General features: G+C 37.2%; 18 protein-coding genes. All 18 read left to right on the top strand.

All coding sequences use genetic code 11. The features are described from left to right. Positions 1–49: 49 nt before the first annotated feature. The 18 genes from xerC (at position 50) to E2636_RS10045 (ending at position 20,470) form a co-directional block, all read left to right on the top strand. Positions 50–943 (top strand): tyrosine recombinase XerC, encoded by an 894-nt coding sequence (gene xerC, locus E2636_RS10130; protein ID WP_134210090.1) that lies wholly within the window; start codon positions 50–52, stop codon positions 941–943. Positions 944–974: 31 nt separating this feature from the next. Further along, a complete protein-coding gene (hslV, locus tag E2636_RS10125) occupies positions 975–1,523 on the top strand; it encodes an ATP-dependent protease subunit HslV (protein ID WP_134210089.1) in 549 nt (182 codons plus the stop codon). Then, entirely contained in the window at positions 1,520–2,917 is a 1,398-nt protein-coding gene (gene hslU / locus E2636_RS10120; protein ID WP_134210088.1) for an ATP-dependent protease ATPase subunit HslU, read from the top strand. The genes hslV and hslU overlap by 4 nt, the downstream gene beginning before the upstream one ends. 85 nt (positions 2,918–3,002) lie before the next feature. Then, positions 3,003–3,782: a GTP-sensing pleiotropic transcriptional regulator CodY gene (codY, locus tag E2636_RS10115; RefSeq protein WP_134210087.1), complete on the top strand. Its 780-nt coding sequence runs from the start codon at positions 3,003–3,005 to the stop codon at positions 3,780–3,782. 850 nt (positions 3,783–4,632) lie between these two features. After that, a complete protein-coding gene (gene rpsB, locus E2636_RS10110; protein ID WP_017380854.1) occupies positions 4,633–5,346 on the top strand; it encodes a 30S ribosomal protein S2 in 714 nt (237 codons plus the stop codon). Positions 5,347–5,440: 94 nt separating this feature from the next. After that, positions 5,441–6,328, top strand: a complete 888-nt coding sequence (tsf, locus tag E2636_RS10105; RefSeq protein ID WP_134210086.1) for a translation elongation factor Ts — start codon at positions 5,441–5,443, stop codon at positions 6,326–6,328. Between the two features lie 88 nt (positions 6,329–6,416). Next, the gene (pyrH, locus tag E2636_RS10100; RefSeq protein WP_134210085.1) at positions 6,417–7,142 is read left to right on the top strand and encodes a UMP kinase; all 726 of its coding nucleotides are present in this window, start codon (positions 6,417–6,419) and stop codon (positions 7,140–7,142) included. Beyond that, positions 7,142–7,699: a ribosome recycling factor gene (gene frr, locus E2636_RS10095; protein WP_134210084.1), complete on the top strand. Its 558-nt coding sequence runs from the start codon at positions 7,142–7,144 to the stop codon at positions 7,697–7,699. Before pyrH ends, frr begins: the two co-directional genes overlap by 1 nt. Before the next feature lie 139 nt (positions 7,700–7,838). After that, a complete protein-coding gene (locus E2636_RS10090; RefSeq protein ID WP_134210083.1) occupies positions 7,839–8,633 on the top strand; it encodes an undecaprenyl pyrophosphate synthase in 795 nt (264 codons plus the stop codon). Beyond that, on the top strand, positions 8,630–9,430 hold the full coding sequence (locus E2636_RS10085; RefSeq protein WP_134210082.1) for a phosphatidate cytidylyltransferase: 801 nt from the start codon (positions 8,630–8,632) through the stop codon (positions 9,428–9,430). Before E2636_RS10090 ends, E2636_RS10085 begins: the two co-directional genes overlap by 4 nt. Positions 9,431–9,445: 15 nt before the next feature. Continuing rightward, entirely contained in the window at positions 9,446–10,597 is a 1,152-nt protein-coding gene (gene dxr, locus E2636_RS10080; protein WP_134210081.1) for a 1-deoxy-D-xylulose-5-phosphate reductoisomerase, read from the top strand. Between the two features lie 42 nt (positions 10,598–10,639). Continuing rightward, positions 10,640–11,899 (top strand): RIP metalloprotease RseP, encoded by a 1,260-nt coding sequence (rseP, locus tag E2636_RS10075; RefSeq protein ID WP_134210080.1) that lies wholly within the window; start codon positions 10,640–10,642, stop codon positions 11,897–11,899. Positions 11,900–11,935: 36 nt separating this feature from the next. Continuing rightward, positions 11,936–13,648, top strand: coding sequence for a proline--tRNA ligase (locus E2636_RS10070; protein ID WP_134210079.1), 1,713 nt, complete (start codon positions 11,936–11,938; stop codon positions 13,646–13,648). Between the two features lie 66 nt (positions 13,649–13,714). Beyond that, a complete protein-coding gene (locus E2636_RS10065) occupies positions 13,715–18,043 on the top strand; it encodes a PolC-type DNA polymerase III (protein ID WP_134210078.1) in 4,329 nt (1,442 codons plus the stop codon). Positions 18,044–18,177: 134 nt separating this feature from the next. After that, the gene (gene rimP, locus E2636_RS10060; RefSeq protein WP_017380864.1) at positions 18,178–18,654 is read left to right on the top strand and encodes a ribosome maturation factor RimP; all 477 of its coding nucleotides are present in this window, start codon (positions 18,178–18,180) and stop codon (positions 18,652–18,654) included. A 23-nt stretch (positions 18,655–18,677) separates the two neighbouring features. Continuing rightward, on the top strand, positions 18,678–19,856 hold the full coding sequence (gene nusA, locus E2636_RS10055; protein WP_134210077.1) for a transcription termination factor NusA: 1,179 nt from the start codon (positions 18,678–18,680) through the stop codon (positions 19,854–19,856). An 18-nt stretch (positions 19,857–19,874) separates the two neighbouring features. Beyond that, a complete protein-coding gene (gene rnpM / locus E2636_RS10050; protein WP_134210076.1) occupies positions 19,875–20,153 on the top strand; it encodes an RNase P modulator RnpM in 279 nt (92 codons plus the stop codon). Then, on the top strand, positions 20,150–20,470 hold the full coding sequence (locus E2636_RS10045; protein ID WP_134210075.1) for a YlxQ family RNA-binding protein: 321 nt from the start codon (positions 20,150–20,152) through the stop codon (positions 20,468–20,470). The genes rnpM and E2636_RS10045 overlap by 4 nt, the downstream gene beginning before the upstream one ends. Position 20,471: the final 1 nt, after the last annotated feature.

The following is a 20,471-nucleotide window of genomic DNA, read 5'->3' as shown; positions in this document are numbered from 1 at the left end:
TATAATAGGCTGAGTGGTTACGCTTAAATACAGGGGAGTGAAAACACAAATGTCTCCGTCAGATGCATTAGCACAATTTAAAAGCTACATTCAACTTGAAAAAAATTATTCAGAACACACTGTTCGTGAATATGAATCAGATCTTCTCTACTTCTTCGGATTTTTACAGTCTGAAGGAATAAATAATCTACATGACGTCGAATACATCCACGCAAGACTATATGTCACAAAGCTGTACGATGAATCTCTTTCGCGTACGTCTATTTCAAGAAAAATTTCTGCGATTCGCTCTTTCTTTAAGTTTTGTAACCGAGAATTCGGTTTAAAAGAAGAAGCCTTTCGCTCGTTATATCATCCAAAAAAAGAGGAACGACTTCCTCATTTTTTTTATGAAGAAGAATTGCAACAAATATTTCAGGCAACCGAAGGCGAAGATCATATGTCACTTCGAAACCGAGCGATTCTGGAACTGTTGTATGCAACGGGAATTCGAGTGAGTGAACTAACGTCGTTAGAAGAATTCGATATTGATAAGCAACTTGGCATATTACGTGTGATGGGCAAAGGTCGTAAAGAGAGATATGTACCGTTTGGTCAATTTGCTCAAGATGCATTGGAACACTTTATGGACGAGGCACGTCCTAAGTTAATGAAACAATCTAAACACAACTTTGTTTTTACGAATATGCGTGGTCAACCATTGACGCCGCGCGGTGTAAGATATATACTGAGCGACTTGGTAAAGAAAGCGTCATTGCATACAAAAATCTATCCGCATATGTTGAGACATACATTTGCTACACATTTGCTAAACAATGGAGCAGACTTGCGAACAGTGCAAGAGCTGCTCGGGCACAGTCATTTATCTTCGACTCAAGTTTATACACATGTAACGAAAGAACATTTAAGAAAAACTTATATGAATGCCCATCCTAGAGCATAATAAAAGGATGAGTTAAAGAGGGGTGAACATCTTGGGAGAAATACATGCAACCACGATATTTGCAGTTCAGCATAAAGGGAAATCTGCGATGGCTGGAGATGGCCAAGTTACGTTAGGTAATCAAGTCGTCATGAAACATACAGCAAAAAAAGTGAGACGTATTTACAATGGTCAGGTACTTGCAGGTTTTGCAGGTTCCGTTGCTGATGCTTTTACTCTATTTGAAATGTTTGAAGCGAAATTGATGGAGTATGATGGCAACTTACAAAGAGCTGCTGTCGAACTTGCCCAACAATGGCGAGGTGACAAAATGTTACGTAGACTTGAAGCGATGTTGCTAGTCATGAATGAAGAGTCACTTTTATTAGTTTCTGGTACAGGTGAAGTGATTGAACCTGACGATGGCATTTTAGCTATTGGATCAGGTGGGAATTTTGCTTTAGCAGCTGGACGTGCGTTAAAACAATATGCTGGTGAAACAATGAATGCAAAAGAAATTGCAAAAGCCGCACTTACTACTGCTGCAGATATTTGTGTATTTACAAATCATCAAATTATTGTGGAGGCGTTAAACGAATGACTAAACAACAATTGACACCAAAGCAAATAACTGAACATTTAGATCGTTTTATCGTCGGGCAAAAAGAAGCTAAAAAATCTGTCGCTGTAGCTTTACGTAATCGCTACCGTAGAAGTTTATTATCTACAGAGATGAAAGATGAAGTTATACCCAAAAACATTCTGATGATTGGTCCTACTGGTGTGGGAAAAACGGAAATTGCGAGAAGAATTGCAAAGTTAACTAACGCACCATTTATTAAAGTAGAAGCAACTAAGTTTACAGAAGTAGGTTATGTAGGTCGTGATGTGGAATCCATGGTTCGCGACTTAACAGAAGCTGCCGTGCGAATTGTTAAGGAAGAAATGACTGAAGGCGTAAAAGGTCAAGCGGAGCGTTTAGCAAATGATGCAATCGTTCGACTACTGGTTCCTTCCCTAAAAAAGAAACTTAATAATAATCAAAACCCATTTGAAATGCTATTTGGACAAAAAGCAGAACAAGATGAACCAGCGACTGATGACACAGATATTCGTTTAAAACGCTCTCAAATTACTGAAGATTTAAGAGATGGAAAGTTAGAAGACGAATGGGTGAATGTCGAAGTTACTGAACAGTCTCCATCTATGTTTGATGCATTCCAAGGTTCAGGTATGGAGAATATGGGGCAAAGTATGCAAGATGCATTAGCAAACTTAATGCCAAAGAAAAAGAAGAAACGTCGCTTACAAGTCAAAGACGCTCGTCGAATCTTAACGATAGAAGAAGCGAATAAATTGATTGATTCAGATGAAGTGGCTCTAAAATCAGTTGAACGTGCAGAACAAACAGGCATTATATTTATTGATGAAATAGATAAGATTGCAAGTAAAGGTGGAAGCGGTTCTTCTGCAGATGTCTCACGTGAAGGTGTACAACGTGATATATTACCGATTGTAGAAGGATCTACAGTGCAAACGAAATATGGTGCTGTGAAGACAGATTATATGCTTTTTGTTGCTGCAGGAGCTTTCCACTCTGCAAAACCGTCTGATTTAATTCCTGAACTACAAGGACGTTTCCCTGTTCGTGTGGAACTTGAAAAATTAACGAAACATGATTTTGTTCGTATTTTAAAAGAACCAGATCATTCTTTAATTCGTCAGTATAAAGCTTTGCTTGAAACCGAAGGAGTTACACTCGATTTTACCGATGGAGCAATTGAGCGAATTGCTGAAATTGCAACGGAAGTAAATCAAGAAACCGATAACATAGGCGCACGACGTCTGCATACGATTTTAGAGAAGTTATTAGAAGAGCTTTCTTTTGAAGCTTCTGAAATTTCACCCGCGCATATCGACATTACTTCGACATATGTTGACAAAAAACTCTTAAATATCGTAAAAAACAAAGATTTGTCACAATTTATTTTGTAAATTGAATTTTATCTATATGCAAAACAATTAAAAACCTTTAGAATATTTAATAAATAGCTTCGAACATTATTAGGAGGAAACATTCATGAATTTATTAGGAAAAACAAGAAAGATTAATTCGATGCTTCAAGCATCAGCAGGTAAGCAAGTTAACTTTAAAGAAATGGCAACAACACTTAGCGGTGTTATCGAATGTAACGTGTTTATCCTTAGCCGTAAGGGTAAATTATTAGGATTTGAAATCAATCAACAAATTGAAAACGAACGTATGATTAAAATGATGGAAGAACGTCAATTCCCTGAAGAATATACAAAAAATCTTTTCAACGTAAATGAAACATCTTCTAACTTAGATGTTTTCAATCAGCACTCTGTATTTCCAGTAGAGAATCGCGAATTATTCGAAGACGGTTTAACAACGATTGTTCCAATTATTGGTGGTGGGGATCGTTTAGGAACATTAATTCTTGGACGTTTAAAAAATGAATTCCATGACGATGATCTAATCCTTGGTGAATATGGCGGTACTGTTGTTGGTATGGAAATTTTACGTGAGAAATCAGAACAAATTGAAGTTGAAGCTCGTACCAAAGCTATTGTTCAAATGGCTATTAACTCATTGTCTTACAGTGAACTTGAAGCAATTGAACACATTTTCGAAGAACTTGACGGTAACGAAGGCTTGCTTGTAGCTTCTAAAATTGCTGACCGCGTTGGAATTACACGTTCAGTAATCGTTAACGCTCTACGTAAATTAGAAAGTGCTGGTGTTATTGAATCTCGTTCTTTAGGAATGAAGGGAACATACATCAAAGTATTAAACAATAAATTCTTAAACGAATTAGCTCAACTTAAACTTAAATAAGTACAAGCTAAAACAACCACAAAGACCTAGGTCTTTGTGGTTGTTTTTTTGTATTGGAACTACAATGGCAGGGTGTTCATGGATATAGTACAAATACATGTTTTGATTACTAGGTTGAGAGTGCTTGTATCTGTTAGTTAACTTGGCTAATGAGAAGAATTTAAAGAGTCCGTATCGATTGTACAAAACTTATCACTCAAACAGAGGGGGGGATCGCTCTATCTGAAGCATTTTCGTTCATCACATATCACACTCTAGTTTTAGGCGCAGTCATTAAATGGGAGAACATTATGGTTGCGTCTGCAGTGTATATTTATATGTATAGTATGTGTCACTTTTGGTGAAAATAAAAAAGAAGAAAGAGGCCGAAATTGCATCTTCGTTCGAATATCTACTTATAAGGGAGCATCGATTCTTTAGTTGACCAAACCATCATTCTTCTGTGCGTCCAGGTATAATGCAGCGAAGTATGCACATCAGCTAACAGGATGATCTAAGAAAAGAGGGTTGGGCGAAGTGACGAAGTCACAAAGCGCAACTCTCTTTATTCTCTAAATCGAGGTACATCAAAGGATGCTATGAGTATGATTGGAACCATGTTGCATAAGCGAATGCACAAGGATTTGACTCTGCATAATTCGAATCTTTTCTTCTAATAACGCTATGAGTTTATAGAAATAATAAAATTTTCGTTTAAACACTTGCGAGGTTAATTTAATTATGGTATATTATCGATTGGTGTCATTACACACGCATTTGGATAGCGACAAGTGGTCCTTAATAGTATTTTGGTCTTGAGCGCTAGTTGAAGAATGCGGAGGAAAAAAACCATATCAGGAGGAAACAAAACATGTCAGTAATATCTATGAAACAATTACTCGAAGCAGGTGTCCATTTCGGTCACCAAACACGCCGTTGGAACCCAAAAATGAAAAAATTCATTTTTGTTGAACGTAACGGAATCTACATTATCGATCTTCAAAAAACGGTTAAAAAGTTAGAAGAAGCTTATGCATTCATGCGTCAAGTTGGTGCTGATGGTGGTAAAGTTCTTTTCGTTGGTACGAAAAAACAAGCACAAGAAGCAATCAAAGACGAAGCAGAACGCTCAGGTATGTACTATGTTAACCAACGTTGGTTGGGTGGTACATTAACTAACTTTGGTACAATTCAAAAACGTGTTAATCGTTTAAAAGCTATCGAAAAAATGGAAGCAGACGGTACTTTCGAAGTACTTCCTAAAAAAGAAGTTGTTAAACTTAAAAAACAACACGAACGTCTAGTTAAATTCTTAGGCGGTATTCGCGATATGAAAGGTGTACCGGACGTAATGTTCATCGTAGACCCTCGTAAAGAGCGTATTGCTGTTGCTGAAGCTATTAAATTAAACATTCCAATAGTTGGAATTGTTGATACTAACTGTGATCCAGATGAAATTGACTATATTATTCCTGCAAACGACGATGCTATTCGTGCCGTTAAATTATTAACTGGTAAAATGGCTGATGCGTTACTTGAGTCAAGACAAGGTGAAGAAGATTCTCCAGCTGAAGCTGCTGAGTAATTTCACGTATTTAAAAGGTGATAAGCGGCTAAACCCCTTATCGCCTTTTTTTGAGAAAAAGATATTAATTGAAATTTGATAGGAGGAAATAAAAATGGCAGTTACAGCACAAATGGTAAAAGAATTACGTCAAAAAACAGGCGTAGGTATGATGGATTGTAAAAAAGCGTTAGTTGAAACAAACGGTGATATCGAAGCGGCAATTGATTTCCTAAGAGAAAAAGGTCTTTCTAGCGCAGCTAAAAAAGCTGACCGTATTGCAGCGGAAGGTACAACTTCAATTTTAGTAAATGGCAATGAAGCTGTTTTACTTGAAGTGAATGCTGAAACGGATTTCGTATCAAAAAACCAAGGATTCCAAACATTAGTAAAAGAATTATCTGAACATTTATTAGCTACTAAACCTGCGTCAGTTGAAGAGGCTACTGCTTCTACAATGTCTAACGGTTTAAATGTTGCTGACTACATTTCAAATGCCATTGCAAAAATCGGTGAAAAAATCACATTACGTCGTTTTGTAGTTCATACAAAAACAGACAAAGATGCTTTTGGTCCATATCTACATATGGGTGGGCGTATTGGTGTTCTTGTAACACTTGAAGGTTCTACTGATGCTCAAGCAGCTAAAGATGTAGCAATGCACATTGCGGCTTTAAATCCAAAATATATTTCTCGTAACGAAGTTTCTGAAGATGAAGTTGACCGCGAACGTAAAGTGTTAACTGAGCAAGCTTTAAACGAAGGCAAACCAGAAAATATCGTAGCTAAAATGGTAGAAGGCCGTCTTGGTAAATATTTCGAAGACATTTGTTTACTTGATCAATCATTCGTTAAGAATTCAGATCAAAAAGTTAAAGAGTTTGTAAAATCAACGGGTGGAACAGTTACTGATTTTGAACGTTATAGTGTTGGCGAAGGAATTGAAAAACGCCAAGATAACTTTGCAGAAGAAGTAATGAGTCAAGTTAACAAAGGCAACTAATGAAACTGAATTAAATAACTGATTAACTCTAGGGAGCACGAACTTGTGTTCCTTATTTTTCGAGAAAAAAGTGTAATGGAGGCTACCTATGAGTGCACCACAATACAAAAGAGTCGTTTTAAAATTAAGTGGAGAAGCTTTGGCTGGAGAGCAAGGATTTGGTCTTTCCCCAGAAATTATTAAATCTGTTGCTGAACAAGTTAAAGAAGTTGTCGAGTTAGGTGTAGAAGTTGCTGTTGTCGTTGGCGGCGGAAACATCTGGCGTGGTAAAATAGGTAGTGAAATGGGTATGGACCGAGCTACTGCGGACTATATGGGAATGCTAGCTACAGTTATGAATTCTTTAGCGTTACAAGATTCGCTTGAAAAGTCTGGCGTTCAAACCCGCGTTCAGTCATCAATTGAGATGAGACAAGTTGCAGAACCATATATTCGTAGAAAAGCGATTCGACATTTGGAGAAGAAAAGAGTCGTTATTTTTGCGGCTGGTACTGGAAATCCATACTTTTCTACAGATACAACAGCGGCTCTTCGTGCAGCTGAGATTGAAGCAGATATTATTTTAATGGGTAAAAATAATGTGGATGGTATTTATTCAGACGACCCTAAAACAAATAGTGAAGCTGTAAAATACGATACATTATCCTTCTTGGAGGTTATTCAACAAGGTTTACAAGTAATGGATTCTACTGCATCGACTCTATGTATGGACAATGATATTCCCCTCATAGTATTCTCGCTTATGGAAAAAGGAAATATAAAACGTGTTGTATTAGGTGAAAAAATTGGCACAATCGTTAGGAGGAATAAGTAATGTCTAAACAAGTTATTGATCACACAAAAGAAAGAATGTCAAAAGCGATTCAAGCGTTAAGTCGTGAACTATCGACGATTCGTGCAGGTCGTGCAAGTTCATCGTTATTAGATAAAATATTTGTCGATTATTATGGCTCACCTACGCCCATTAATCAAATTGCTGGGATTGCTACACCTGAAGCACGTATGTTGACGATTCAACCTTATGACAAGACAGCTCTTGGTGATATTGAAAAAGCGATACAAAAATCAGACCTTGGAATTTCTCCAACTAATGATGGCACGCTTATACGTATTGCCATACCTGCATTGACAGAAGAACGTCGTAAAGACTTGGTGAAACTGGTTAAAAAAGAAGCAGAAGAAGCAAAAGTTGGTATTCGTAATATTCGTCGTGATGCAAATGATGAATTAAAAAAGTTAGAGAAAAAAAATGAAATCACAGAAGATGGTTTACGTGGATTCTCAGAAGATGTGCAAAAGTTAACAGATGATCATATTGTTCTAATTGATCAAGTAGCGAAAGACAAAGAAAAAGAAATTTTAGAAGTGTAAACGTTTGAACTTTTTTACTATAAAGACGTTCCTATCCAATAGGAACGTCTTTTTTTACTTGAATGGAGAAAATCTCGCCATTTTTTGATATGATGAGAGAGACAACATTCCGATAAGTGCGTAAAGTGGAGGACTTAACATGTTACATAAACTCATTCGGAGAAAAGCCGAACGACAAAATCAATCGCTGGCGGAACGAATTTCGCGTTCCAAAAAAGAGTGTATTCCATCTCACATTGCCATTATCATGGATGGCAACGGGAGATGGGCTAAAAAACGTGCTCTTCCTCGAGTTGCTGGTCATCATGAGGGAATGAAAACGGTTCGTAAAATTACACGACTTGCTAATGACTTAGGTGTACGTGCGCTAACGGTGTATGCATTTTCTACTGAGAATTGGAAACGGCCAAAGCTTGAAGTGGACTTCATTATGCGCTTACCTGAGGAGTTTTTAGGCACGTATCTTCCGGAGTTAATTGAGCAAAATGTCAAAGTAATCATGATGGGTGAAAATGATACCCTGCCTCTTTACACGCAAAATGCTATACGCAAAGCAATGGAAGCAACAAAAGAAAACACAGGATTAGTACTAAATTTTGCTTTAAACTATGGTAGCCGTGCAGAGATAACACAAGCCATGCAAAAAATTGCGCAACAAGTACAAGAAGGAACACTTACATATAGTGATGTAAATGAAGAATTAATCTCGCAACATTTAATGACTTGTGATTTACCAGAACCGGACTTACTCATTCGTACCAGTGGAGAAGTCCGACTTAGCAACTTTATGTTGTGGCAACTGGCGTATACAGAGTTTTGGTTTACTGATACTTTATGGCCAGATTTTGATGAAAGTTGCTTACTAGATGCAATAGATAGTTATCAAAACCGAAATCGTCGTTACGGAGGATTGAAGGGAGAAGATACAAATTGAAACAACGTATGATTACAGGTGTGATCGCCGCCGGACTATTCATTCCAATAGTTGTACTAGGCGGTCTTCCATTTACACTGCTCGTTTATGCAATGGCAGCAGTAGGACTATTTGAAATCTTACGAATGAAAGGTCTTTCGATTTTTTCAGTTCATGGATTTATCTCGTTATTCGCCTTATTTATCTTTTTAATACCAAGCAAATGGTCCATTCTATTAGTAGAAACTACTGGGTATACCAAAATAGATTTCGCACTTATGGCTGTACTTTTATTACTGACGTATACTGTAGTTGTAAAAAACCGTTTTACATTTGAAGATGCTGCATTTTCCATTTTAGCGGCATTGTATGTTGGAATAGGATTTTTCTATTTCATAGAGACTCGTTTAGTCGAAAATGGCCTTCAATTTGTTATTTTTGCGTTATTAATCATATGGACGACGGATTCAGGAGCATATTTTACAGGTAAAAAATTCGGTAAAAATAAATTGTGGCCTGAAATTTCTCCTAATAAAACCATTGAAGGATTTTATGGAGGAATTGCTGTAGCTATTATTTTTGCAGTCATTTTTCAATGGATCTCACCAATTAGTTCATCGTATATCGTTCTTATTGTAGTGACGATTTTAGCTTCAGTCTTTGGGCAAGTTGGGGATTTAGTTGAGTCAGCACTTAAACGTCATTACAATGTAAAAGACTCAGGTAATTTGTTGCCTGGACATGGTGGGGTTTTAGATAGATTTGATAGCTTATTATTTGTGTTACCACTTCTACATTTCTTGCATTTTGTTGGTTAAGGGGTTTTATTAATTATGACAAAGAATATTAGTTTATTAGGAGCAACAGGGTCGATTGGTATTCAAACAATTGACATAATAAGAGAACATCCACAAGAATTTAAACTAGTGGCTTTTTCTGCGGGACGAAATGTAGAAAAAGCAAGGGAAATTATTCTGGAATTTGCACCTACACTTGTATCAGTTCAAGAAGAAAATGATGCAATTCTCCTGAAAAAGGAATTTCCTAGTATTGAACTTGCATATGGTAGCAAAGGGTTGATTGACGTCGCTACACACCCAGATGCTTCCGTACTAGTCAATGCTGTATTGGGTAGTATTGGATTAGAATCAACTTTAGAGGCGATTAAACAACAAAAAACGATTGCACTAGCGAATAAAGAAACGCTCGTAACTGCAGGACATCTTGTCATGGCTGCAGCGGCGAAATACAATGCAATAATTTTGCCGGTTGATAGTGAACATTCAGCACTATTTCAATCAATGAATGGGGAAAAAAGAAGCCAAGTTAGTCGATTAATATTAACTGCCTCTGGTGGAAGCTTCCGAGATCGAACAAGAAGTGAGCTTAAAAACGTAACGATTCAAGACGCGCTAAACCATCCCAACTGGTCGATGGGAGCCAAAATTACAATTGACTCAGCAACGATGATGAACAAAGGATTAGAAGTAATTGAAGCACAAGTATTATTTGATATGCCTTACGATGATATTGACGTAGTGCTACATCGAGAAAGCATCATTCACTCAATGGTTGAATTCCAAGATACGAGTGTAATGGCACAACTAGGAACACCCGATATGCGAGTGCCCATTCAATATGCATTATCTTATCCTGATAGACTGCCTAGAAAAAAGGCAAAACGTCTAAATCTTGTTGAAATAGGCAAACTTCATTTTGAAGAGATGGACTTCACGCGTTTTCATGCATTGCAACTTGCTTATGATGCAGGTCGAGCAGGTGGTTCGATGACAACGGTATTAAATGCTGCAAATGAAGCAGCGGTTGCTTTATTTTTAAATGGGGATATAACATTCTTGAAAATAGAAGACTGTATTGAGCGTGTAATGGACAAACATACGGTTATAAACATGCCTGATTTAGAAATGATTTTACACGTTGATGCTAATACGAGAAAAGCTGTTCAAAACATGGTAAAATATTAAAAGATTGATGACAGCAATATGCTGTAAAAAAGGTGGGACTTTATGGATACAACCATTGCTTTTATCTTGATATTTGGTTCACTTGTATTTTTTCATGAACTTGGTCACTTTATTTTTGCCAAAAGAGCAGGAATTATGGTTCGAGAATTTGCAGTAGGTTTTGGACCGAAAATAGTAGGAATCACAAAAGGTGAAACTCTTTATACGCTTCGTTTACTACCACTGGGTGGTTATGTACGAATGGCTGGTGAAGATATGGATTCGGTTGAATTGCAACCCGGATTCCGAGTAGGATTAGTTTTAAACTCAAAGGAACAAGTCATCAAAATCGTTTTAAATCAAAATAAACAACAACAAGATATGTTGTTTTTGGAAACAGAACGTGCTGATTTGGAAAAAGGACTTTGGATTGAAGGCTATGATGAAGAAGAACGACTAGTAAGATACAGTGTTTCTCGAAAAGCGGTTATTACAGAGAATGGCAAAGATACACTAATTGCTCCGTATGATCGTCAGTTTAATTCGAAATCACTTGTAAAACGTGCAATGACAATTTTTGCAGGTCCATTGTTTAACTTTATATTAGCGTTTTTCATCTTTTTAACGATTGGTTTAATACAAGGAATTCCAACTTATGAACCTATTATTACAGGCGTGAATGAAGATAGTCCTGCTCTTGAAGCAGGAATGCAAAAAGGTGATTTAGTAACAAAAATCGGTGAAGAAAAAATTGCTACATGGCAAGAACTTGCTTCAAAAATACAAGCAAGTGCAGAGCAGCCTTTAACATTTGAATTCGTTCGAGATGGTGAAGTTATTCAGTCATCTATCACACCAAAGGCCATCGAACAAAATGGAGAGACTTTTGGACAGATTGGTGTTTTATATGAAAGTCCAGTAGAAAAAAATCCATTGAAAGCAGTTGCTTATGGTGCAGAACAAACTGTAACTTGGATGGTTAAGATTTTTGAACTACTTGGAATGTTAATAACTGGTCAATTTACGATAGATGCATTGTCTGGACCAGTAGGGATTTATAAAGCAACAGAAGAAGTTGCTCAATATGGGATTTTTAACTTAATGAATTGGGCAGCAATTTTAAGTATTAACTTAGGAATTATGAATTTACTTCCATTACCAGCACTTGATGGTGGTCGTTTGTTATTCTTCTTGTTTGAAGCAATAAGAGGGAGACCAGTGGATCGTCAGAAAGAAGGTATGGTCCATTTCGTAGGAATTATGTTACTTATGGTTCTAATGGTCGTAGTTACTTGGAATGATATACAACGGTTTTTCTTTTAATTAAAATACGTATTTGTTTGAGGAGCATACTTACTTATGAAACAAAGTCTTACATTCATCCCTACACTTCGTGAAACTCCTGCTGATGCAGACGTTAAGTCTCATCAGCTGCTCCTACGAGCAGGGTTTATTCGTCAAAATACAAGCGGCATTTATTCGTTTTTACCTCTTGGAAAACGGGTGCTACATAAAGTAGAAACCATAGTTCGAGAAGAGATGGATGCCATAAACGGTGTCGAGGTATTAATGCCTGCAATGCAACAAGCAGAACTATGGCAAGAAACTGGACGATGGTATTCTTACGGACCTGAATTAATGCGATTAAGAGATAGACATAATCGTGAATTTGCTTTAGGTGCAACACATGAAGAAGTCATCACTTCATTATTGCGTGATGAAATCAAGTCGTATAAAAAACTACCTTTAACTTTGTATCAAATTCAAACAAAATTCCGTGATGAAAAACGTCCTCGTTTTGGCTTGCTTCGCGGTCGTGAATTTCTTATGAAAGATGCCTATTCTTTCCATGCAACTCGTGAAAGTTTAGATCAAACATATGAAGATATGGTTCGAGCATATACAAATATTTTCTCACGTCTAGGTTTAAACTTCCGTGCGGTAATTGCAGATTCGGGAGCTATCGGTGGGAAAGATACTCATGAATTTATGGTGCTTTCTGAGATAGGCGAAGATACCATTGCATATTCAGATGAATCGGACTTTGCTGCTAACATTGAAATGGCTGAAGTGAAAGTATCCTATGAAACGCCAACTGAAGAAATTAAAGAAGTCCAAAAAGTAGAGACTCCAGATCAAAAAACGATTGAGCAAGTAGCTACTTTCTTAAATGTTGAAGTACAACAGTGTATAAAAACACTAGTCTTTAAAGTAGATGAAGAATTAGTGTTGGTATTGTCACGTGGTGATCACGAAGTCAATGATATTAAAGTGAAAAATGTATTACAAGCTAAAGTAGTGGAGTTTGCAACTGAAGAAGAGATTCAAACCATACTAAATTGCGAAGTTGGTTCACTTGGACCAGTTAATCTTCCAGATGGTGTAAAAGTAATTGCTGATCATGCAGTTGCTGCAATTCGTAACGGAATATGTGGAGCAAATGTTGCTGGTTTCCATTTAGTGAATGTTAATCCTGAACGGGACTTTGTGGTAAATCAATATGAAGACTTACGTTTTATTATGGAGGGGGATCCATCTCCAGACGGTAAAGGAACAATCCTTTTTGCTAAAGGGATTGAAGTGGGGCACGTCTTTAAACTTGGGACAACTTACTCAGAGCCAATGAATGGTACGTTCCTAGATAATAATGGTCGCTCGCAGCCTTATATTATGGGATGTTATGGTATTGGTATTTCTCGTGTAATGGCTGCCGTCGCAGAACAGTTCCAAGATGATAAAGGTTTCATTTGGCCGAGTGTCGTCGCGCCTTATGATGTACATTTAGTACCTGTTAATATGAAAGATGACGCTCAAGTGACCCTTTCGGATGATTTATATAAACTATTAAAAACAAATCGCTTCGATGTATTATATGATGACCGTCCCGAACGTGCGGGAGTTAAATTTGCCGATTCAGATTTGATTGGATTACCAATTCGAATTACAGTTGGTAAAAAGGCAGTAGAAGGTTTAGTCGAAGTGAAAATAAGAAAAACTGGCGAAACATTTGAATGGAAAAATGAAGAGATACTTGACCATCTACAAACTTTCTTTTCGTCTCTAAACAATTAATCAAAAGGAAGACCTTGAAATTGGGTCTTCCTTTCTTTTTCTTAATTCTGAAAGGAGACATAGCTTATGAATAACGAACAAGATGCCAAAAGTAGATTACAATTATTGTTACAACAGTTAGAACTTACTACTGATGAACAGCAACTTCATTTTGAAGAAGCTTCTTTGAATCGTTTGACTGTACATAAGAAAGAACGTGTATGGCGTTTTACAATTCAAGTTGAGAAAATCCTGCCATTTAATATGTTTCAGTTGTTTAACATGCGCTTACGAGAAAAATTCGCGGGCATTGCGGATATTAAATTAACACTTACATGCGCTCATCCACAAGTCCATGCAGAAACAATCGCAGCCTATTGGCCATTTATTTTACAAGAAATTGCCGACATGTCACCACCACTAAGAAATCGATTGCAATCACAAATACCATCATTTAATGGACAAACTATCCTCTTTACATGTGAACATGAAATTGAATTCCAAACATTAAAAAATAAATATGCAACTAGAATTTCAGATGTTTACTCTTCATTTGGGTTCCCTGTTTTTCCTATTGATTTTAAATTAATCGAGGAAAAGGCTGAGCTTGTAGAAGAACAACAGGCTTTCATGGAGCAACGGAAAAAAGAAGAAGATGAACTTGGAAGAAAAGCGTTAGCAGATATGCAAAAACGTGAAAAAGAGCGTCAAGCAAATCCTGGTGCAACATTGAATGGACCATTCCAACTTGGAACTCCAATTAAAGCCAATGAACCAGTTATTGAAATTCAGCAAATCCAGGATGAAGAACGTCGTATTACAATTGAAGGTTATGTATTTGATGTTGAAGTCAGAGAACTACGTAGTGGTCGTTCTTTATTAACAGTCAAAGTTACAGATTACACTGACTCGATTCTTGTTAAAATGTTCTCGCGAGATAAAGAGGATGCTGAGCTCATGGGCTTACTTAAAAAAGGGACATGGTTAAAAGTACGCGGTTCAGTTCAAAATGACACGTTTGTACGTGACTTGATAGTCATGGCACAAGATATCATGGAAATTAAAGTGGATTCTAGAAAAGATACAGCTCCAACGGAAGAAAAACGAATTGAATTGCATTTGCATACCCCAATGAGCCAAATGGATGCAGTATCTTCAGTTGATGCTTTAGTAAGTCAAGCGGCCAAGTGGGGGCACCCTGCAGTAGCCATTACGGATCATGCAGTTGTACAATCTTTTCCGGATGCATATGCAGCTGGGAAAAAGTATGGAATTAAAATTATTTATGGTTTAGAAATATATATGGTGAATGATGGTGTACCTATTGCTTATGAGGAAGAGCATCGTGCATTAGCAGATGCAACTTATGTCGTTTTTGACGTTGAAACGACAGGACTGTCTGCCGTATATGACACCATCATTGAGCTTGCCGCTGTGAAAATAAAGGACGGCCAAGAAATAGACAGATTTGAAAGATTTGTAAACCCACACCATGCGTTGTCTGCAACAACCATTAATTTAACAGGCATTACGGATGATATGGTAAGAAATGCTCCAGACATTGAAGAAGTGATTAAACAATTCCATGACTGGATTGGAGACAGCATTTTGGTCGCCCACAATGCTTCATTTGATATGGGATTCTTGTATGTAGGTTATAAAAAATGTGGACTAGAAAAAACGATTCACCCAGTCATTGATACATTGGAATTGTCTCGCTTTTTGCATCCAGAAATGAAAAACCATCGCTTAAATACGATGGCAAAAAAATTCAATATTGATCTTACTCAGCATCATCGAGCGATTTATGATGCTGAAGCAACAGGGTATTTACTTTTAAATTTATTAAAAGAAGCCGAAGAAAAAAACATTCACTATCATGATGAATTTAATCACCAAACAGGCAATGGAGATTCATACAAGAGGGCTCGTCCAACACACTGCACATTATTGGCGACAGATTTAACGGGTTTAAAAAACTTATTTAAACTTGTTTCTTCTTCTCATATGAATACATTTTTCCGTATTCCGCGCATCCCCCGTTCCGTTTTAGTTAAGCACCGTAAAGGGCTATTAATTGGATCCGGTTGCGAAAAAGGAGAAGTATTTCAAGGATTAATGCAAAAGTCTCCAGAAGAAGTTGAAGAAATTGCGAAGTTCTATGATTATTTAGAAGTTCAGCCAAAAGAAGTTTATGCACATTTAATTGAACTCGAACTTGTGCGGGATGAATGGAATCTTGAAGATATTATTCGGAAAATGATTAAACTCGGAAAAAAATTAGCACTTCCTGTTGTGGCAACTGGTAACGTTCATTATGTAAATGAAAATGATGCGATTTTCAGACAAATCTTAATTGGGGGTCAAGGTGGAGCCAATCCGCTAAACCGTCATAGGTTACCTAAAGTTCATTTTCGAACCACGAATGAGATGTTAGATGCATTTGCCTTTTTAGGAGAAGAAACAGCGAAGCAAATCGTAGTGGAAAATAGTCATAAAATATCAGAAAGAATTGAAGAAATAAAACCGATTAAAGACGATTTATATACACCTAAGATTGAAGGCTCTGATGAAGAAGTTCGCTTGATGAGCTATGATATGGCCAAACAAATTTATGGAGAAACACTTCCTGAAATTGTTGAAGCGCGAATTGAAAAAGAACTGACATCAATTATTGGTCACGGATTTGCAGTTATATATTTAATTTCTCACAAATTAGTTAAAAAATCTTTAAATGATGGATATTTAGTAGGGTCACGTGGTTCTGTAGGTTCTTCACTTGTAGCAACACTTATGGAAATTACAGAAGTAAACCCATTGCCTCCACATTATATTTGTCCATCTTGTCAAAATGCTGAATTCTTTGATGATGGTTCCGTGAGTTCGGGATTTGATCTACCAAATAAAATCTGTACAAAATGTGAAACGCCATACAAAAAAGATGGACAGGATATTCCGTTTGAGACGTTCCTTGGTTTTAAAGGAGACAAAGTTCCCGATATTGATTTAAATTTTAGTGGAGAATATCAGTCTATTGCGCATAACTATACGAAAGTTCTTTTTGGTGAAGATAATGTATTCAGGGCAGGTACGATTGGTACTGTTGCTGAGAAGACAGCTTATGGTTACGTACGAGGTTACGCGAACGATCATAACTTAACGATGCGCGGTGCAGAAATTGATCGGCTCGTACAAGGATGTTCTGGGGTCAAGCGCTCTACCGGTCAACATCCGGGTGGAATAATCGTTGTACCAGACTATATGGATATTTTCGACTTCTCGCCCATTCAATACCCTGCTGATGCGCAAGACTCTGAGTGGAAAACGACACACTTTGATTTCCATTCTATTCACGATAATTTATTGAAACTAGATATTCTTGGACATGATGATCCAACAGTCATTCGGATGTTACAAGATTTATCAGGGATCGATCCAAAAACGATTCCAACAGATGATGTTGAAGTCATGAAAATTTATAGTGGAACTGAATCACTAGGGGTCACACAAGAACAGATTGGATGCAAGACAGGTACTTTAGGAATTCCTGAGTTTGGTACACGTTTCGTTCGTCAAATGTTAGAAGAAACGAAACCGTCAACATTCTCTGAGCTTGTTCAAATTTCAGGTTTATCTCATGGGACAGATGTATGGCTAGGGAATGCACAAGAACTTATTCAAAATGGTACATGTCAATTATCCGATGTAATTGGTTGTCGAGATGATATTATGGTCTATTTAATTTATCAAGGTCTAGAACCGTCACTCGCATTTAAAATCATGGAATCGGTGCGTAAAGGGAAAGGCTTAACTCCTGAGTTTGAAGCCGATATGCGTTTAAACGAAGTACCTGAATGGTATATAGATGCATGTAAAAAGATTAAATATATGTTTCCAAAGGCCCATGCGGCAGCATATGTATTAATGGCCGTTCGTATTGCATACTTCAAAGTTCATTTTCCAATCCTGTATTATGCAGCGTACTTTACTGTTCGCGCAGCGGACTTTGACTTGCACGCTATGACAAAAGGTTCTGCATCAATTCGTGCAAAAATAGACGAGATTAATGCCAAAGGTTTGGATGCCGCGCCAAAAGAAAAAAGCTTACTGACAGTAATGGAAATTGCTCTTGAAATGTGTGAACGCGGATACCACTTTAAAAAAGTCGACTTATATGAATCAAAGGCAACGGAATTTGTAATAGATGGTAAGGGATTAATACCTCCTTTCAATGCTATTCCTGGCTTAGGAACTAATGTGGCGAAAACAATTGTTGAAGCTCGTAAAAATGGTGAGTTTCTTTCTAAAGAAGATTTAGGACAGCGAGGGCGTGTTTCTAAGACGTTACTTGAGTACATGAATTTACTCGGTTGTTTAGATGGAATGCCAGATGCAAATCAATTGTCACTGTTCTAGATGTAATTTGCACTGTGAGTGTTCGTATGGTATGATTTTCATAACAAGTTGTTGATAGATTTATGGCCAAAGAGTGGGATTTCCCACTCTTTTCTGTTTGTTATGTCGAAAATAAGTTGTGGCGGGAGGCATGTATGAGCATTATATTAAAAGAAATTGAAAAGCTTGTAACGCCCATTGTTGAAGAACTAAATCTAGAACTAGTAGATACAGAGTTCGTAAAAGAAGGTCGTAATTGGTTTTTACGTATTTATGTAGATACACAACAAGGTGGCATTGACATTGAACATTGTGCACTTGTAAGTGAACGACTAAGTGAAATGTTAGATGCAGAAGATCCAATTGAACAAAACTACTTTTTAGAAGTTTCCTCACCTGGGGCTGAACGCCCATTGAAAAAAGAGAGTGATTACCAACGAGCAATTGGTCAATATATTCATGTGAAAACTTACGAGGCGGTAAATGGTTTAAAAGAATTTGAAGGAATCTTAACTGCTTATAACGAACAAGGTTTAGAAATAGATGTTCGGATAAAAACGAGAAAAATCAAAGTTCAACTTGCAAAAGAGAAAGTTGCTTTCGCTCGTTTAGCGATCAATTTCTCAGCATAATGTGAATGTAGGAGTGAAATGAAATGGCAAAGGCAAAGGCTAAGTCAAAGTCAAAGGCAAATGCAAACGAGTTGCTAGATGCTTTAATAGCTCTTGAAAAACAAAAAGGAATTTCACGAGATGTCTTAATTGAAGCGATTGAAGCGGCGCTTGTAACAGCGTATAAACGTAATTTTAACCAAGCACAAAATGTCCGTGTTGATCTGAATATGGATAAAGGAACAATGCTAGTATTTTCACGCAAAGATGTTGTGGAAGAAGTATTAGACGACCGTCTACATATTTCATTGGAAGCAGCAAAAATAATAAATCCAGCGTTTGAACTTGGTGATATTGTGGAGCAGGAAGTAACGCCTAGAAACTTTGGCCGTATCGCTGCACAAACTGCTAAACAAGTTGTGACACAACGTGTCCGCGAAGCAGAGCGGGGTATGATTTATGAAGAATATGTTGACCGTGAAGAAGACATTGTAAATGGTATTGTTGAACGTTTAGATGCTCGTAATATTTATGTGGGACTTGGGAAAGTTGAAGCGGTGCTACCCGTCAATGAACAAATTCTAACGGAAACATACCATCCGCATGAACGCATTAAAGTGTTTATTACCAAAGTAGAACGCTCAACAAGAGGGCCTCAAGTATTTGTTTCACGCACGCATCCAGGATTACTTCGTCGTTTGTTTGAAATGGAAGTTCCTGAAATTTATGATGGCATCGTGGAAATTAAATCAATAGCTCGTGAAGCTGGCGATCGATCTAAGATTTCAGTTGTTGCTCATAATCAAGATGTAGATCCAGTAGGTTCATGTGTAGGTGCAAAAGGCTCACGTGTGCAAACAATCGTAAACGAGTTAAATGGTGAAAAAATTGATATAGTAGAGTGGTCTGAAGATCCTGCGATTTTTGTTGCCAATGCACTTAGCCCATCTAAAGTGTTGGATGTGCAAGTAAATGAAGAAGGAAAATCGACGACTGTAGTAGTTCCAGATTATCAATTATCGTTAGCAATTGGTAAACGTGGTCAAAATGCACGTTTAGCTGCTAAATTGACTGGATGGAAAATTGATATTAAGAGTGAGACAGATGCTCGTGAACTTGGTATTTATCCTTCAACTTATTCCTCTGAAAACGAAGATAGCATAGATGAAGAGTACGAAGAAAATAGTGAAGATAACTTTGATTTATACAAAAACGAAGAATAAACGAAGAGGTGAATTTTGATGTCTAGTCAAAAGAAAATACCTTTAAGAAAATGCGTTGCAACAGGTGAAATGTTTCCTAAAAAAGAAATGATTCGAATTGTACGGTCAAAAGAAGGCGAAGTTTCGGTCGACTTATCTGGTAAAAAGTCTGGTCGTGGTGCATATGTTTCTAAAACTAAACAAGCTGTTGAAATCGCGAAAAAACGCAAAGTCCTAGATAACCAATTAGAAGCAAAAATACCAGAGAGCATTTTTGATGAATTGTTAACTGTGATTGAAAGAGAGAAAATGAAATGAAACAAGAGCAACAAATCTTACAACTTCTCGGACTAGCCGTGCGTGCAAGAATGTTGATTTCTGGTGAAGAACTAGTGGTCAAAGATATTCGTAATAACCGTGCAAAACTAGTTATTATATCAACAGATGCTTCAGATAACACAATGAAAAAAATTCAAGATAAATGCAATTCTTACAACGTTGAGCTACATGTATTCGGTGATCGTTCAGATCTCGGACATGCAACAGGAAAAGCGGAGCGAGTGGTACTTGCAATTAATGACCACGGTTTCGCAAAAAAACTGATTGAACTTCTCAACGAATTTAACCGGGGGTGAC

It is taken from the genome of Paenisporosarcina antarctica (genome assembly GCF_004367585.1).
In the GTDB taxonomy this organism is placed as follows: Bacteria; Bacillota; Bacilli; order Bacillales_A; family Planococcaceae; genus Paenisporosarcina; species Paenisporosarcina antarctica.
The sequence above is the reverse complement of the archived record's forward strand: the minus strand, read 5'-3'. Positions and strand labels throughout refer to the sequence as shown.